Below are 14,526 nucleotides of genomic sequence, written 5' to 3'. Positions count from 1 at the left end.
TCAGGGCTTGGCGGCCGGCATCGCCAGGAAGCCGGGCAGCGCCTCGACGCGGGCCAGCCAGGCGCGGACATGCGGATACGGCTCCAGCGGGATCTCGCCTTCCGGCGCGTGGGCGGTGTAGGTGTACAGCGCGACGTCGGCGATGGTGGCGGCGTCGCCGGCCAGGAAGGGGCGCTCGGCCAGTTCCTGCTCCATCACCTGGAACAGCGCCTTGGCGCGGCCGACGGCCAATTCGTAGTCCAGCGGCACGCCGCGCCATTTGTGCAACCGGGCCTGGGCGGGGCCGAAAGCCAGCGGGCCGGCGGCGACGGACAGCCAGCGTTGGACCCTGGCCTCGCGGACCGGGTCGGACGGCAGCCAGTCGCCGTGGCCGTAGCGGCGCGCCAGGTAGACCAGGATGGCGTTGGAGTCGGCGATCACCTCGTCGCCGTCGACCAGCACCGGAATCTGGCCGAAGCGGTTGAGCGCGAGGAAGTCCGGCTGCTTGTGCTCGCCGGCGGCCAGGTTGACCGGGATGGCCTCGTATTCCAGGCCCAGCAGCGCCAGCATCAGGCGCGCGCGGTGGCTGTGGCCGGACAGAACGAAGTCGTACAGCTTGAGGACGGGACGGTTCATGCGTTTCTCCTTGGAGTCATGGCGGCGTCGATACTTTGCCTGGAAATGCCAAAAACATAAATAGCGCCGCGCGAGACGCGATCAGCGCGCTGGCGGGGCTTCCAGCGCGGCCAGCAATTCCGCCAGCCGCCTCTCCAGCGCGTCCACGCTGCGGGCCGGCAGCGCCGACAGGATAGCGTGTTCGTTGGCGACGTGGCCTTCCAGCGCGCGCTCCACCAGAGCCAGGCCGTCGGCGCTGAGCCGCACCAGCGTGCTGCGGGCATCCTGGCTGCAGGCCTCGCGGACGATCCAGCCCTTGCCCTCCAGCACCTTCAGCCTGTGGGTCATCGTACCCGAGGTGACCATCAGCGACGAGAACAAGTCGGTCGGCGCCAGCTGGTAGGGCTTGCCGGCGCGGCGCAGCGTGGCCAGCACGTCGAATTCCCAGCCGCTGAGGCCGTATTCGGCGAACACGCCGTCCAGCCGCTGCGATAACAGCGCGGCGCAGCGGCTGAGCCGGCCGATCACGCCCATCGGACTGACGTCCAGGTCCGGGCGCTCGCGCGCCCATTGCTCGAGTATGCGGTCCACCGCGTCGCCGGGCATCGCATCGCTCATGCCGTCTCCTTATCTTGATTTCAAGATTTTTTTTGCCTTGAATTCGAGATAAATATTATCTTGAATTCAAGCTAGTTGAGTCTGATTATAAGCTGAAGCGGAAGGATTGCCCATGTCTGAAAAAATCGAAACCGCCCGCTGGCGCGATGTGTTGCTGACCGCGCTGACGCCGGTGATCTGGGGTTCCACCTATATCGTCACCACTCAGTTGCTGCCGCCGGACAGACCGTTCACCGCCGCCTTGCTGCGGGTGCTGCCGGCGGGCCTGCTATTGGTGTGGATGGGTCGATGGCGCCCGCGCGCGTCCGAGTGGAGCCGGCTGCTGATTCTGTCGGCGCTGAATATCGGCGCCTTCCAGGCGCTGTTGTTCGTCGCCGCCTACCGGCTGCCGGGCGGCCTGGCCGCGGTGGTGGGCGCCTGCCAGCCGCTGTTGGTGATGGCGCTGGCCTGGCGGCTGGACAGCCGCCGTCCGGCGGCGATGGCCTTGTGGGCCAGCCTGCTCGGCGTGGCCGGCATGGGGGCGCTGCTGCTGTCGCCGGGCTCGCGCTGGGACGGCCTGGGCATGCTGGCGGCTTTCGGCGGCGCGGTTTCGATGGCCTGCGGCACGTATCTGATCCGGCGCTGGCGCTTGTCCGCCCCGCTGACGGCGCTGACCGGCTGGCAGCTGGCGCTGGGGGGACTGATGTTGCTGCCGCTGGCGCTGGTGATCGACCCGCCGCTGCCGCGGCTGGGCTGGACGCAGCTGGCCGGCTACGGCTATCTGGCGCTGTTCGGCGCGCTGCTGGCCTATCTGCTGTGGTTTCGCGGCATCGCGCGCCTGTCGCCGGTGGCGGTGTCGTCGCTGGGCCTGCTCAGCCCGCTGACGGCGGTGATCCTGGGCTGGGCGCTGCTGGGCCAGACCTTGTCGGCGCAATCGCTGCTTGGGATGGCGGTGGTGCTGGCCAGCGTGCTGGCCGTGCAGTGGAGCGGCGCGGCGCCGGCGCGAGGCGGGCGCGCCTGAGCGCTCAGCTGGGGGCGCGCAGCCTGGCCATCAGCAGCAGATCGTGGAAGCCGTCCATCCGGACGGCGTCGCGCTGGCGGCCCTCGGTCTGGAAGCCGTGGCGCTGGTACAGCCGTATCGCGTGCTCGTTGTCGGCCCGCACCGTCAGCTCGACGCGGTGGTAGCCGCGGCGTTCGGCCTGCGCCAGCGTGTTCTCCAGCAGCCAGCCGCCCAGGCCCATGCCGCGATGGCTGGGCAGCAGGCCCATGCCCAGCGTGCCGCGGTGGCTATGCGCCGGACGCGGGTGCGGCGCGACGTCGCACCAGCCGACCACCTGTCCGCCGTCCAGCAGCAGCAGGTGCGGCGCCTCCTGTTCAAGCTGGCTGCGGACGTAGGCGGCCGACAGCTCGGCCGGAATCTCGTGCCAGCACAGATAGCGGCGCTCGCGCGCGACGCTGTCGCTGACGCGCCAGAAGTCTTCGCCGCGCTCGGCCGTCAGCGGCTGCAGGGTGAACGGAGTGGTGTAGGGGCTGGGCATGGTGGCGGCTCCGCGGGTCGGAGGGCCATTTTGCCAAGCCGGCAATGACAATGCAATAATGTCGCCGTCAGGCGGCGGCGATCACGCTGCGGCAATGCGCCTCCAGCGTGCCGATTTCGTCCAGCACGGCGTCGATGTCCTGGCGCTGCGCCTCCAACTGGCGGCGACGGGCCTGCAGCAGGTCCAGCAGCATCTGCGACTGGCTGGCCTCGTCGTGGGCCCGCTGGTACAGATCGATGATTTCGCGGATTTCGGCCAGCGACAGGCCGATGCGCTTGCCGCGCAGGATCAGCCTCAGCCGCGCGCGGTCGCGCCGCGTGAACAGGCGCTGGCGGCCGTCGCGGGCAGGCTCGATCAGGCCCTGTTCCTCGTAGAAGCGTATTGTGCGCAAGGTGACGTCGAATTCGCGCGCCAGGTCGGAGATGGTGAAAAATTCGGCAGCATTCATGATGTTTTCCTTAGAGTCTGTTCAAAGTCTTTTTGTGAACAGCTGCTTCCGGGGCCGTTTTCTGTCGGCGCAGGGCTTTGGCAAACCACCCTTGCCGTGAGTGACGCTGCGGCGGGCCGCTTTGGACGCCCTGCATCCGGCAGAAAACGGCCGCTGCCGCAAAAAGACTTTGAACAGGCTCTTGCAGGCGGCGATTGTAGCGTTTTTCCCACGCCAACTGATGAAAGCTTGATTTACGTTTACGTAATCGTCAACCTGGATATCGTCGCAAATAATTAGGGAGCCGTCCGATGTCCGAACCCAGCTATGCCAGCGGCGCCGGCAGCCAGCCGCTGATCGGTCTGACCATAGGACGTTTTTTCGATCAGGCCTGTGAGCGCCACGCCGCGCGGCAGGCGCTGCGGGTGCGCCACCAGGACGTCAGCTGGAGCTATGCCGAACTGAGGCGCCGGGTGGACCGCGTCGCCTGCGGCCTGCTGCGCCTGGGCTTGAATCCCGGCGATCGGGTCGGCATCTGGTCGCAGAACCGCGTCGAATGGGTGTTGATGCAGTTCGCCGCGGCCAAGGCCGGCCTGGTGCTGGTCAACATCAATCCGGCCTACCGCCGCGCCGAACTGGAATACGCGCTGAACAAGGTCGATTGCCGCGCGCTGGTGCTGGCGCCGGGCTTCAAGAGCAGCGACTACGTCGGCATGATCCGCGAGCTGGCGCCGGAGCTGGACGCCTGCCGCCCGGGCGAGCTGATGGCGGAGAGGCTGCCCGGCCTGCGTTGGGTGGTGGCGATGGGCGAGGCGGCGGCGCCGGGCATGCTGCCGTTCTCGGCGCTGGAGGCGGACGTGGAGCCGGGCGAACTGGCCGCGCTGCAGGCGCTGGGCGAGACGCTGCAGTTCGATCTGCCGGTCAATATCCAGTTCACCTCCGGCACCACCGGCCATCCGAAGGGCGCGACGCTGTCGCACCACAACATCCTGAACAATGCTTTCTTCGTCGGCGACGCGATGCGGCTGGGCCCCGACGACAGGCTGTGCATCCCGGTGCCGCTGTACCATTGCTTCGGCATGGTGATGGGCTCGCTGTGCTGCCTGTGCCACGGCGCGGCGATGGTGTTCCCGGCCGAGGGCTTCGACGCGCTGGCGGTGCTGGAGGCGGTGGCGGAGGAGCGCTGCACCGCCTTGCACGGCGTGCCGACGATGTTCATCGCCATGCTGGACCACCCGGACTTCGCCGGCTTCGACCTGTCCAGCCTGCGCACCGGCATCATGGCCGGCAGCCCGTGCCCGATGGAGGTGATGCGCAAGGTGGTGGCGCGGATGCACATGGCCGAGCTGACCATCTGCTACGGCATGACCGAGACCAGCCCGGTCAGCCTGCAAAGCGCCGTCGACACGCCACTGGAGCTCAGGGTCGGCAGCGTCGGCTTCGTCCATCCGCACGTGGAGGTGAAGATAATCGACGCCGACGGCCGCATCGCGCCGCGGGGCCAAAGCGGCGAGCTGTGCGTGCGCGGCTATTCGGTGATGCTGGGCTACTGGGGCGATCGGGAGATGAGCGCCGCCGCCATCGACGAGGCCGGCTGGATGCACAGCGGCGACCTGGCGACGATGCGCGACAACGGCGCCGTCAACATCGTCGGCCGGGTCAAGGACATGGTGATCCGCGGCGGCGAAAACATCTACCCGCGCGAGATCGAGGAATTCCTCTACCGCCATCCGAAGATACTGGAGGTGCAGGTGATAGGCGTGCCGGACGCGCGCTACGGCGAGGAGTTGTGCGCCTGGATCCGGCTGCGCGACGGCGAGGCCGCCAGCGGCGACGAGATCCGCGACTTCTGCCGGGGCAATATCGCGCATTACAAGATTCCGCGTTACATCGAGTTCGTCGACGGTTTTCCGATGACGGTCACCGGCAAGATCCAGAAGTACATGATGCGGCAGAAGATGCTGCAAAAACTGGGGCTGGCCGGCGAAGAGACCGTCTGAGCGCGGACAAATCCGCGCGTGAAATGCCCGCTCGGTGCGGCGCTTTTGGCTTACAATGCCGCCAGACTGATTGATCCAGAGGAATGACACCATGACCGTGACCGCTTTCAACGATGCAGACCTGACCCGTCTCGAAACGCTGCTGACGCCGTTGTCGGCCAGCGGCAGCACCATGCGTCCGGACGAAGTGCAGGGCTTCTTCGCCGCGCTGTCCAGCGGCCCGGACCAGGTGGATGCCGATTTCTGGCTGCCGGAAGTGCTGGGCGACGCGCCGGCCTTCGAGAATGCCGAGGACGAGGCCGAGCTGGCGGCGCTGCTGCAGAAGCTGTTCGACAGCATCCGCGCCGCGCTGGCCGCCGGCGACGAGCTGGACCTGATCCTGTACGCCGAGGAAGACAGCGAAGAGGAAGAGGGCGCGCCGGACTACTGGCCGTGGGCCAACGCCTACCTGTACGCGCTCGACCTGGTCGATACCGACTGGTTCGAGGTCGCCGAGGAGGACGAGGGCTTCGAAAGCCTGATGATGCCGATGCTGGTGCTGGGCGGCGCCTTCGAGGACGAGGAAGGCGGCGAAGACCTGCTGACCTTCACCGACGAAGAGGTCGACGGCTACAAGGAAGAGCTCGGCGACGCGCTGGCCGCGGTGTACGGCTACTGGCGCGCCAAGGGGCAGGCGCCGGTGACGGTGCGCCGCGACGGCGACAAGGTGGGCCGCAACGACCAGTGCCCGTGCGGCAGCGGCAAGAAGTACAAGGCCTGCTGCGGCGCCAACTGAGCGACGGCCTCCCTCTCGATGCGAAAGCGGACTCCGGTCCGCTTTTTTCTTGTCCCGGCGTTAGAGCCTGTTTACGATCTTTCTCCGAGCAGCGCAGCCCAGCCCGCAGGCCAGATGCAAGGCGGAGGGCGTAGGCCTTGGTGATTCCAAGGCCTAGCCTGACAACGCGGCAGATGGCCTGCGGGCTGGGCTGCCCTTCGGGGCGGTGTTCTGCCGGCGCATGGCTTTGTCAAACGTCCCTGGCAGTGAACGACACTGCGGCGGGCCGTTTTCCGCGCCCTGCATCCGGCAGAAAACCGCCGATGCCGCAAAAAGATCGTAAACAGGCTCTTAGAATGTTTTTGGCATGGCGGGCGTTCCGCCATTTACAGGAAAAACTATGTTTCCCGTCCTGAGTTTCGATTACCAGCCGGCCACCCGCATCCGCTTCGGCGCCGGCGCGCTTGGTGGTCTGGCCGATCTGCTGCCCGCCGGCGCCCGCATCCTGCTGCTGTACGGCGGCGGTTCGATCAAGCGCAACGGCGTGTACGAGCAACTGGTCGGCGCGCTGGCCGGACACGACTGGAACGAGTTCGGCGGCGTGGAGCCCAATCCGTCGGTCGAAGTGCTGTCCCGGGCGCTGGCGCAATTGCGCGGCACCGGGCGCGACTTCATCCTGGCGGTCGGCGGCGGCTCGGTGATAGACGGCGCCAAATACCTGGCGGCGGCGGCCTTGCACGGCGGCGACGGCTGGGAGTTGGTCTGCGGCCGGCAGCCGGTCGTGGCCGCCCTGCCTGTCGGCGCCGTGCTGACGCTGGCCGCCACCGGCTCTGAGGGCAACGGCACCTCGGTGATCTCCCGCTTGTCCAGCGAGGACAAGCTGAGCTTCCGTTCGCCGCTGCTGCAGCCGCGCTTTGCCGTCCTCGATCCCGACACCCTGTCGACGCTGCCGGACCGGCAACTGGCCAACGGCGTGGTGGACGCCTTCGTCCACGCCTGCGAACAATATCTGACCTATCCGGTGGGCGCCCTGGTGCAGGACGGCAGCGCCGAGGCTGTGCTGCGCGCGCTGTATCGGCTGGCCTTGCGTTTCGACGAGCGGCGCAGCCTGGACTGGCGGCAGAACATGATGTGGGCGGCCAACCAGGCCCTGTCCGGCACGCTGGGGCTGGGCGTGCCGCACGACTGGGCGACCCACCGCATCGGCCGGGGGCTGACCGCGCTGTACAACATAGACCACGGCCGCACGCTGTCCATCGTCCAGCCGGCGCTGCTGCGCGAGACGGCGGAGCGCAAGGCCGCCAAGCTAGGGCAGATGGGGGAGCGGGTGTTCGATGCGCCCGGCCTGGCGCCCGGACAGGTGGTGGAACGAATCACCGCGCTGTACCGCGGCCTGGGCATGCCGGTCCGGTTGGCCGACGAGGGCGTGGTCGGCGCCGGCGCGTCGGACAGGCTGATGTCGCAGCTGCGCCGCGACGGCCCGCTGCGGCTGGGAGAGGGCGGCATGCTGGACGACGCGGCGGTGGAGCGTATCGTGCGGGCCTGTTGCGACGACTGATGGCCAGGCGGCGCCATTGTGAATTTGTCGGAGGCTCTAAGTCGACAGCCGTTCGCGCAGCAGCCGTGCGCTCAGCATGAACAGGCCCAGCAATTGGGCGGCGGTGGTCGGCGAGTAAGCCTTCAGCTGGCGCAGCACCTGGCAGGTTTCGCGATAGCCGTGCTCCAGGCCAGCCTGCGCCAGCGGCGCGAAGGCCCGCTGCGCGTCGGACTGCGCCTCTTGCGGATGGGCTGAGCAATAGCGTTCGAACAGCGCGGAGACGCCCAGCAGCAGGTGCTGGCTGTGGCTGATCATCGGCAGCGCGCCTTCCTGCAGCAGCGCCGCGTCCAGTTCCAGGCCGGCCAGCCGGGCCACCTGGTCCATCGTCGCGCTGTAAAGCAGCTCGGCGGCCTGGTGGCCGTGGCTCAGCTGGATGTCGGCGTTGTCGTCCGGCAACGGCAGCTGGCCCGCGCGGTCGGCGGCATGGCCGAGGTCGCGCAGGCCGCCGTCGCCCCCCTGACGAGGCTGCGTCGCGCCGATGGCGTGGATGATGATGTCGTCTATGGCGGCCATGTCGAGTGCTCCGCCGTTTCAGTTGCTAGCTGCCGCTGTCCTGGGCGGCGCCGGAAGCGGCTTGCTGGGTGCTGCTGCCCTGGTATTGCTGCAGGAAGGCGTCCAGGCCTTTCTCGACCAGGTCGTGCGTCTGCTGCACGCCGTCGGAGACGTCGCCGTTGAACACGTTCAGCTTCTTCAGCACGTCGGTCGCTTCCTGATAACCCTGCTCGAAGCCCTGGCGGATCAGCTTGATGAAGTTCTGCGCCTGGTCGGAGGTGCTTTGCTCGGGATGCTGTTGCTGATACAGGCCGAACATGCCCAGCGCGCCTTGCAGGATGCGTTGCGAGGTCGCCTGCGGCGAGGTGTCGTCGTCGCTGCCGCTCTGGCTGTCCTGCTGTTGCACCGTGATGCTCAGCTGGGTGCTGCTGATCTGGACGGAGGTGCCGCTCTGGCCCTGTTGCGAGCCGTCCTGGTTCGAGAAGTCGGCGTTCAGGATCTGATTGATGTGGGTGATCGAGGCCTGGAACAGCAGCGATTGCGACTGCTTGCCGCTGCTGATCGACACGCTCAGCGATTCCACCAGCGTGGCGTTCAGCTGGTTGCGGGCGGTCTGGGCGTTGTAGGCGCCGGTTTGAGTCTGGGACGAAGCGCCGGTCTGTCCCGTCTGGCCGGCTTGGTTGCTGTTCAGGGAGGAAATCGACATCACGGACTCCTGTCGGTGCGTCGCTGCCATCTGGCGCACTGTATCGGGTTGAGGGAACTACTGTCAGTATGACTTGATTTCGGCAGCGGAACGGAAAACTTGCGGCCGGATCGCAAACGCTAGGTAGTTTTGCTGGGTAAAACGCAACAGGCCGCATTCCATGCAGGAATGCGGCCCGAGTTCAACCGTACTTTAGCAGGATCAGAAGGCGAAATGCTCGTCGTCCAGCGCCATCAGCGGCTTGGCGCCGGCCTTGATGCTGGCCTTCAGCGCCTCGGCCTCCGGCAGCAGCTTGGCGTAGTAGAAGCGCGCGGTGGCGATCTTGGCCTGATAGAACGCGTCCTCGCCCCGGCCCAGGCTGTCATGGGCCACCGCCGCCATCCGCGCCCACAGCCAGGCGTAGGTCAGGTGGCCCAGCAGGCGTAGGTAGTCGCTGGCGGCGGCGCCGGCTTCGTCCTTGTCCTGCAGGCTGGCCATGCCGACGCCCATGGTGATTTCGCCGACTTCCTTCAGCAGCTTGGACAGCGGGGCGACGAATTCGCCCAGCAGGGCATGGCCCTCGTGCTGCTGGCAGAAGGCGTGGATCAGCTTGGTGAACTTGCGCAGCTTGGCGCCCTGGTCCAGCAGCACCTTGCGGCCCAGCAAGTCTATCGCCTGGATGCCGTTGGTGCCTTCGTAGATCTGCGAGATGCGGGCGTCGCGCACCAGCTGCTCCATGCCCCATTCGCGGATATAGCCGTGGCCGCCGAAGACCTGCATGCCCAGATTGGCGGCGGTATAGCCGTTGTCAGTCAGGAAGGCCTTGGCGACCGGGGTCAGCAGCGCCACCAGATCGGCGGCGTCGGCGCGGACGGCGGCGTCCTCGTGCTTGTCCTCGATGTCCAGCTGCAGCGCCAGCAGCGCCGCCAGCGCGCGGCCGGCTTCGGTATAGGCCTTCTGCGTCAGCAGCATGCGGCGCACGTCCGGATGGACGATGATGGGGTCGGCCGGCTGTTCCGGATGTTTGGCGCCGTTCAGCGAGCGCATCTGCAGCCGCTCGCGGGCATAGCCCAGCGCGCCCTGGAACGAGGCCTCGCCCAGGCCCAGGCCCTGCATGCCGCAGCCCAGCCGGGCGGCGTTCATCATCGTGAACATGCAGGCCAGGCCCTTGTTCGGCTCGCCTATCAGCCAGCCCTGGGCGCTGTCCAGATTGATGACGGCGGTGGCGTTGGCCTTGATGCCCATCTTGTGTTCCAGGCTGCCGCAGGACACGGTGTTGCGCGCGCCGCCGTCGAGGAACTTGGGCACGATGAACAGCGAGATGCCCTTGACGTCCTTCGGCGCGCCCGGCAGGCGGGCCAGCACCAGATGGACGATATTGGCCGACAGATCGTGCTCGCCGGCCGAGATGAAGATCTTGGTGCCGGTGATGCGGTAGCTGCCGTCGGTGTTCGGCTCGGCGCGGGCTTTCAGCAGGCCGAGATCGGTGCCGCAGTGCGGCTCGGTCAGGCACATGGTGCCGGTCCAGCTGCCGTCGACCAGCCGGGGCAGGTAGGCGGCCTTCTGCTCGTCGGTGCCGTGGGCGTGGATGGCGGCGTAGGCGCCGTGCGACAATCCCGGGTACATCGACCAGGCGACATTGGCGGCGCACTGCATTTCCATGATGGGGAAGGCCAGGCTCTTCGGCAGGCCCTGGCCGCCGTAGGCCGGGTCGCAGTCCAGCGCCGGAAAGCCCAGCTCGCAGTATTGCCGGTACGCTTCCTTGAAGCCGGTCGGGGTGGTCACCGCCTTGGTGGCGCTGTCGTACTGACAGCCTTCCTCGTCGCCCTGGCGGTTCAGCGGCGCCAGTTCCGATTCGCAGAATTGCGCCGCCTGTTCCAGGTAGGCGCGGAAAATGTCCGGGGTGGCTTCTTCATAACCCGGCAACATCGGGATGATGTCCTGTATCTTGATCAATTCGTTGAGAACGAAATCAAAGTCGCGCAGCGGGGCTTGATAGGCAGGCATTCGGTTTCTCCGTTCGGTTTGGTGCCGCCTGGTGCGTGCCAGGTCGATACGTTTTATGATGACCCCTGTTCGGGTGGGGCGTTAATTCAAACGCTTGTTTAAATTATTCCCGAAGTTTTGACAACTAAAATCGCGTCGCCGGGATGGTTCCGGTGTGGCTTAACGGCAACGCGATGGCATATAAACATCGAATGAGCTGGTTCAAGAGGAAAATGCGGCGTTTCGCCGAGCAGCGACAGCACTGGTTCGCCCAGCCGGGCATGCGCTGGCTGGCGCCGTGGCTGGACAGGCCGGCCTGCTGGTCGTTCAACCGCCGCAAAGTGGCGATGGGCGTCGCCGTCGGCCTGTATTCGGGCGTGATGCCCGGCTTCACCCAGAAGGCCACCGCGCTGGTGCTGGCCCTGCTGCTGCGCGTCAATCTGCCGGCGGCGATGGTGGTGTCGCTGTACAGCAATCCGCTGACGGTGCTGCCGCTGTACTACCTGGCTTATCGTTACGGGCAGTGGCTGCTCGGCGGCGGCGCCTCGGTCGCGATGGCGGCGCCGCCCAGCCTGTTCGGCATGGGGCTGTCGGCCTGGCTGGCGCAGACGCTGCAGTGGTTGATCGGACTGGGCTGGCCCTTGCTGGTCGGCATGCCGGCGCTGGGCGCGACGCTGGGCCTGGCCGGCTATCTGGCCACGCGGCTATTGTGGCGCTGGGCCGTGGTCAGCGCCTGGAACAACAGAAAGGCAAAGTGTGGATCTGCTTGAAAAACAGCTGTCGTCGGACCTGGTCTACCAGGGCGGTTTTCTGCAAGTGCGCAAGGACAGGGTGGCGCTGCCGGACGGCGGCGAGGCCCAGCGCGAGTACATCCTGCATCCCGGCGCGGTCGCGATCCTGGCGCTGACCGCGGACGGCGGCCTGGTGCTGGAGCGCCAGTACCGTTATCCGGCCGGGCGCGAATTCGTCGAAATCCCCGCCGGCAAGATCGATTCGGGCGAGGCGCCGGAAGCGACGGCGCGGCGCGAGTTGTTCGAGGAAACCGGCTACCGTTCCGACAACTGGACCTATCTCGGCACCGCCCATCCCTGCATCGGCTACTCCAACGAAAAAATCAGCTACTATCTGGCACAGGATCTTATCCTGAATGAGAGAAAGCTGGACGACGGGGAATTCCTGGAAGTGCTGACCGTGCCGCTGGAGCGGGCGATGACAATGGCGCTGACCGGGGAGATCTGCGACAGTAAATCGATAGTCGGCCTGCATTGGCTGGCGGCTCACCTGGGCGGGAGGATGCGAGGTGTCCCGATTTGACGCGTATTACGACCGCCGGCGTGGCCGGCGCGTCAGCATGGGGTGCAAGGCCCGGATCAAGTCCCTGTTGAGTGGACAGACCTTCTATGGCGAATGCGTCGACCTGTCGGTAGACGGCATGGCGCTGCGTTCGGCCTTCGTGCCGCAGTACGGCGAAAAGCTCAATGTCATCGTGCTGGTGCCCGGCGTCGGCAACGCCCAGGGCAAGCCGTTCGAGGCCGAAGTGGAGGTCAAGCGCTGCAACGAAGTGCAGCGTGGACTCATTTATGAAATCGGCGTTCGCATTGTGCTGCGGAAAAGCTGATAAGGCTTTGTATTTACAGAATTCATTTCCAATCATTTTTGTCGGAATTACAAGAATTTACTAAGCTTCATCAATTGTTACAAAAATCTGTATTTAAAAATCCCTGTTGATTCAACAACTTTTCCGATTCATCGCTTGTCGTGCTGGCAGATTCCGGTTGGGCCGGGTTTTATCCGGCCATTTCACGCTGCTATGCTATACCCAGAAAAAGAACCGGAGACAAAGTCAGTACTCTAATTCAGCGAGGGGCGCGGCAAATGCGCCGTGCGTTGCGTCGAAGCCCCTGCTACCAGCCAGGAGAGAGTCATGCACCCGGATATCTTCAGTCACTACGCAGTGCGATACGACAAGACCCGCGAGGAAGAGTACACGATCCAGGAGTATCTGGAGCTGTGCAAGAAGGATGCCGGCGCCTACGCCACCGCGGCCGAACGGATGCTGGCGGCCATCGGCGAGCCGGAACTGGTGGATACCCGCCATGACTCGCGCCTGTCGCGCATCTTCTCCAACAAGGTCATCAAGGTCTATCCGGCTTTCCGCGACTTCTACGGCACCGAGGAGGTGATCGAGCAGGTGGTCGCCTATTTCCGCCACGCCGCCCAGGGCCTGGAGGAGAAGAAGCAGATCCTCTATCTGCTGGGGCCGGTCGGCGGCGGCAAGTCGTCGATCGCCGAGAAGCTGAAGGAGCTGATGGAACTGGTGCCGTTCTACTGCCTGAAGGGCAGCCCGGTCAACGAGTCCCCGCTGTCTCTGTTCAACTACGACGAAGACGGCGCGATACTGGAAGAGCAGTACGGGATACCGCGCCGCTACCTGAAAGGCATCCCCAGCCCGTGGGCGGTGAAGCGGCTGCATGAGTTCAACGGCGACATCGGCCAGTTCCGCGTCGTCAAGCGCCATCCGTCGGTGCTGCGCCAGGTGGCGGTGGCCAAGACCGAGCCGGGCGACGAGAACAACCAGGACATCAGCTCGCTGGTCGGCAAGGTCGACATCCGCAAACTGGAGAAGTACGCGCAGGACGATCCGGACGCCTACAGCTACTCCGGCGGCCTGTGCCTGGCCAACCAGGGCCTGCTCGAATTCGTCGAAATGTTCAAGGCGCCGATCAAGGTGCTGCACCCGCTGCTGACGGCCACCCAGGAAGGCAACTTCAAGGGCACCGAGGGCTTCGGCGCGATCCCGTTCGAAGGCATCATCCTGGCCCACTCCAACGAGAGCGAGTGGAAGCAGTTCCGCAACAACAAGAACAACGAGGCCTTCCTCGACCGGATCTACATCGTCAAGGTGCCGTATTGCCTGCGCGTCAACGAGGAAATCAAGATCTACGACAAGTTGATCCGCAACTCCTCGCTGGGCAAGGCGCCGTGCGCGCCGGGCACGCTGAAGATGATGGGGCAGTTCGCGGTGCTGTCGCGACTGAAGGAGCCGGAAAATTCCAGCCTGTACAGCAAGATGCAGGTCTATGACGGCGAGAACCTGAAGGACACCGACCCGAAGGCCAAGTCGCTGCAGGAGTACCGCGACTACGCCGGCGTCGACGAGGGCATGAGCGGGCTGTCGACGCGCTTCGCCTACAAGATCCTGTCCAAGGTGTTCAACTTCGACCACAGCGAGGTGGCGGCGAATCCGGTTCATTTGTTGTACGTGATCGAGCAGCAGGTCGAACGCGAACAATTCCCGGCCGAAACGGAACAGAAATACCTGACTTTCCTGAAGGAATATCTGGCGCCGAAATACGTTGAATTCATCGGCAAGGAAATTCAGACCGCTTATCTGGAAAGTTATTCCGAATATGGTCAGAACATTTTCGACCGTTATGTCACTTTCGCCGATTACTGGATACAGGATCAGGAATACCGCGATCAGGATACCGGCGAAATCTTCGACCGCACCTCGCTTAACGCCGAATTGGAAAAGATAGAGAAACCGGCCGGGATTTCCAATCCCAAGGATTTCCGCAACGAGATCGTCAATTTCGTGCTGCGGGCCCGCGCCAACAACGGCGGCAAGAATCCTACCTGGACCAGCTACGAGAAGTTGCGCACGGTGATAGAGAAGAAGATGTTCTCCAACACCGAGGAGCTGCTGCCGGTGATTTCCTTCAACGCCAAGGCCAGCGCCGAGGATGCCAAGAAGCACGAGGACTTCGTCAACCGCATGGTGGAGAAGGGCTATACCGCCAAGCAGGTCCGCCTGCTGTGCGAATGGTATCTGCGGGTGCGCAAGTCCTCATAATAA

The 14,526-nt window shown here is 65.2% G+C and carries 15 protein-coding genes; 8 read left to right on the top strand and 7 right to left on the bottom strand.

Translation table 11 applies throughout. The features are described from left to right. Both CXB49_RS13490 and CXB49_RS13485 read right to left on the bottom strand, forming a co-directional pair. A complete protein-coding gene (locus CXB49_RS13490; RefSeq protein ID WP_101708888.1) occupies positions 1 to 615 on the bottom strand; it encodes a glutathione S-transferase family protein in 615 nt (204 codons plus the stop codon). Between the two features lie 81 nt (positions 616 to 696). Then, a complete protein-coding gene (locus CXB49_RS13485) occupies positions 697 to 1,212 on the bottom strand; it encodes a MarR family winged helix-turn-helix transcriptional regulator (RefSeq protein WP_101708887.1) in 516 nt (171 codons plus the stop codon). Positions 1,213 to 1,324: 112 nt separating this feature from the next. Here CXB49_RS13485 and CXB49_RS13480 point away from each other — a divergent pair, with 112 nt between their 5' ends. Further along, positions 1,325 to 2,212, top strand: coding sequence for an EamA family transporter (locus tag CXB49_RS13480; protein WP_101708886.1), 888 nt, complete (start codon positions 1,325 to 1,327; stop codon positions 2,210 to 2,212). 4 nt (positions 2,213 to 2,216) lie between these two features. Here CXB49_RS13480 and CXB49_RS13475 read toward each other — a convergent pair whose 3' ends face one another. Together CXB49_RS13475 and CXB49_RS13470 are read right to left on the bottom strand one after the other, a co-directional pair. Beyond that, complete coding sequence (locus tag CXB49_RS13475) at positions 2,217 to 2,729, bottom strand: GNAT family N-acetyltransferase (RefSeq protein ID WP_101708885.1); 513 nt, start codon at positions 2,727 to 2,729, stop codon at positions 2,217 to 2,219. A 67-nt stretch (positions 2,730 to 2,796) separates the two neighbouring features. Beyond that, positions 2,797 to 3,177: a MerR family DNA-binding transcriptional regulator gene (locus CXB49_RS13470; protein ID WP_101708884.1), complete on the bottom strand. Its 381-nt coding sequence runs from the start codon at positions 3,175 to 3,177 to the stop codon at positions 2,797 to 2,799. Positions 3,178 to 3,467: 290 nt separating this feature from the next. On the opposite strand from CXB49_RS13470, the gene CXB49_RS13465 reads away from it, so the two are divergent. From CXB49_RS13465 to CXB49_RS13455, 3 genes are all read left to right on the top strand, one after another. After that, on the top strand, positions 3,468 to 5,156 hold the full coding sequence (locus CXB49_RS13465) for an AMP-binding protein (RefSeq protein ID WP_101708883.1): 1,689 nt from the start codon (positions 3,468 to 3,470) through the stop codon (positions 5,154 to 5,156). Positions 5,157 to 5,247: 91 nt separating this feature from the next. Then, positions 5,248 to 5,931, top strand: coding sequence for a UPF0149 family protein (locus CXB49_RS13460; protein ID WP_101708882.1), 684 nt, complete (start codon positions 5,248 to 5,250; stop codon positions 5,929 to 5,931). 379 nt (positions 5,932 to 6,310) lie between these two features. Further along, entirely contained in the window at positions 6,311 to 7,468 is a 1,158-nt protein-coding gene (locus CXB49_RS13455; protein WP_101708881.1) for an iron-containing alcohol dehydrogenase, read from the top strand. Positions 7,469 to 7,504: 36 nt separating this feature from the next. Here CXB49_RS13455 and CXB49_RS13450 read toward each other — a convergent pair whose 3' ends face one another. From CXB49_RS13450 to CXB49_RS13440, 3 genes are all read right to left on the bottom strand, one after another. Continuing rightward, a complete protein-coding gene (locus CXB49_RS13450) occupies positions 7,505 to 8,020 on the bottom strand; it encodes a DUF5610 domain-containing protein (protein ID WP_101708880.1) in 516 nt (171 codons plus the stop codon). 25 nt (positions 8,021 to 8,045) lie between these two features. After that, positions 8,046 to 8,705, bottom strand: a complete 660-nt coding sequence (locus CXB49_RS13445) for a DUF5610 domain-containing protein (protein WP_101708879.1) — start codon at positions 8,703 to 8,705, stop codon at positions 8,046 to 8,048. A gap of 201 nt (positions 8,706 to 8,906) precedes the next feature. Beyond that, entirely contained in the window at positions 8,907 to 10,691 is a 1,785-nt protein-coding gene (locus CXB49_RS13440) for an acyl-CoA dehydrogenase C-terminal domain-containing protein (RefSeq protein WP_101708878.1), read from the bottom strand. A gap of 191 nt (positions 10,692 to 10,882) precedes the next feature. Between CXB49_RS13440 and CXB49_RS13435 the strand changes: the two genes are divergently transcribed. The 4 genes from CXB49_RS13435 (at position 10,883) to CXB49_RS13420 (ending at position 14,523) form a co-directional block, all read left to right on the top strand. Then, a complete protein-coding gene (locus CXB49_RS13435; RefSeq protein ID WP_158300848.1) occupies positions 10,883 to 11,440 on the top strand; it encodes a DUF2062 domain-containing protein in 558 nt (185 codons plus the stop codon). Beyond that, complete coding sequence (locus tag CXB49_RS13430) at positions 11,427 to 11,984, top strand: NUDIX domain-containing protein (protein WP_101708876.1); 558 nt, start codon at positions 11,427 to 11,429, stop codon at positions 11,982 to 11,984. The genes CXB49_RS13435 and CXB49_RS13430 overlap by 14 nt, the downstream gene beginning before the upstream one ends. Next, on the top strand, positions 11,971 to 12,288 hold the full coding sequence (locus CXB49_RS13425) for a PilZ domain-containing protein (protein ID WP_101708875.1): 318 nt from the start codon (positions 11,971 to 11,973) through the stop codon (positions 12,286 to 12,288). Before CXB49_RS13430 ends, CXB49_RS13425 begins: the two co-directional genes overlap by 14 nt. A 306-nt stretch (positions 12,289 to 12,594) precedes the next feature. Further along, complete coding sequence (locus tag CXB49_RS13420; RefSeq protein WP_101708874.1) at positions 12,595 to 14,523, top strand: PrkA family serine protein kinase; 1,929 nt, start codon at positions 12,595 to 12,597, stop codon at positions 14,521 to 14,523. The last annotated feature ends 3 nt before the right edge of the window (positions 14,524 to 14,526 follow it).

The sequence above is a fragment of the Chromobacterium sp. ATCC 53434 genome (genome assembly GCF_002848345.1).
In the GTDB taxonomy this organism is placed as follows: domain Bacteria; phylum Pseudomonadota; class Gammaproteobacteria; order Burkholderiales; family Chromobacteriaceae; genus Chromobacterium.
Note: the sequence above shows the minus strand (reverse complement) of the source record. Positions and strands in the feature narration are given on the sequence as shown.

Excerpts from the sequence above, each read along its gene's own strand:
- CXB49_RS13490 (WP_101708888.1), bottom strand. The coding sequence starts at position 615 with ATGAACCGTCCCGTCCTCAAGCTGTACGACTTCGTTCTGTCCGGCCAC.
- CXB49_RS13485 (WP_101708887.1), bottom strand. The coding sequence starts at position 1,212 with ATGAGCGATGCGATGCCCGGCGACGCGGTGGACCGCATACTCGAGCAA.
- CXB49_RS13480 (WP_101708886.1), top strand. The coding sequence starts at position 1,325 with ATGTCTGAAAAAATCGAAACCGCCCGCTGGCGCGATGTGTTGCTGACC.
- CXB49_RS13475 (WP_101708885.1), bottom strand. The coding sequence starts at position 2,729 with ATGCCCAGCCCCTACACCACTCCGTTCACCCTGCAGCCGCTGACGGCC.
- CXB49_RS13470 (WP_101708884.1), bottom strand. The coding sequence starts at position 3,177 with ATGAATGCTGCCGAATTTTTCACCATCTCCGACCTGGCGCGCGAATTC.
- CXB49_RS13465 (WP_101708883.1), top strand. The coding sequence starts at position 3,468 with ATGTCCGAACCCAGCTATGCCAGCGGCGCCGGCAGCCAGCCGCTGATC.
- CXB49_RS13460 (WP_101708882.1), top strand. The coding sequence starts at position 5,248 with ATGACCGTGACCGCTTTCAACGATGCAGACCTGACCCGTCTCGAAACG.
- CXB49_RS13455 (WP_101708881.1), top strand. The coding sequence starts at position 6,311 with ATGTTTCCCGTCCTGAGTTTCGATTACCAGCCGGCCACCCGCATCCGC.
- CXB49_RS13450 (WP_101708880.1), bottom strand. The coding sequence starts at position 8,020 with ATGGCCGCCATAGACGACATCATCATCCACGCCATCGGCGCGACGCAG.
- CXB49_RS13445 (WP_101708879.1), bottom strand. The coding sequence starts at position 8,705 with ATGTCGATTTCCTCCCTGAACAGCAACCAAGCCGGCCAGACGGGACAG.
- CXB49_RS13440 (WP_101708878.1), bottom strand. The coding sequence starts at position 10,691 with ATGCCTGCCTATCAAGCCCCGCTGCGCGACTTTGATTTCGTTCTCAAC.
- CXB49_RS13435 (WP_158300848.1), top strand. The coding sequence starts at position 10,883 with ATGAGCTGGTTCAAGAGGAAAATGCGGCGTTTCGCCGAGCAGCGACAG.
- CXB49_RS13420 (WP_101708874.1), top strand. The coding sequence starts at position 12,595 with ATGCACCCGGATATCTTCAGTCACTACGCAGTGCGATACGACAAGACC.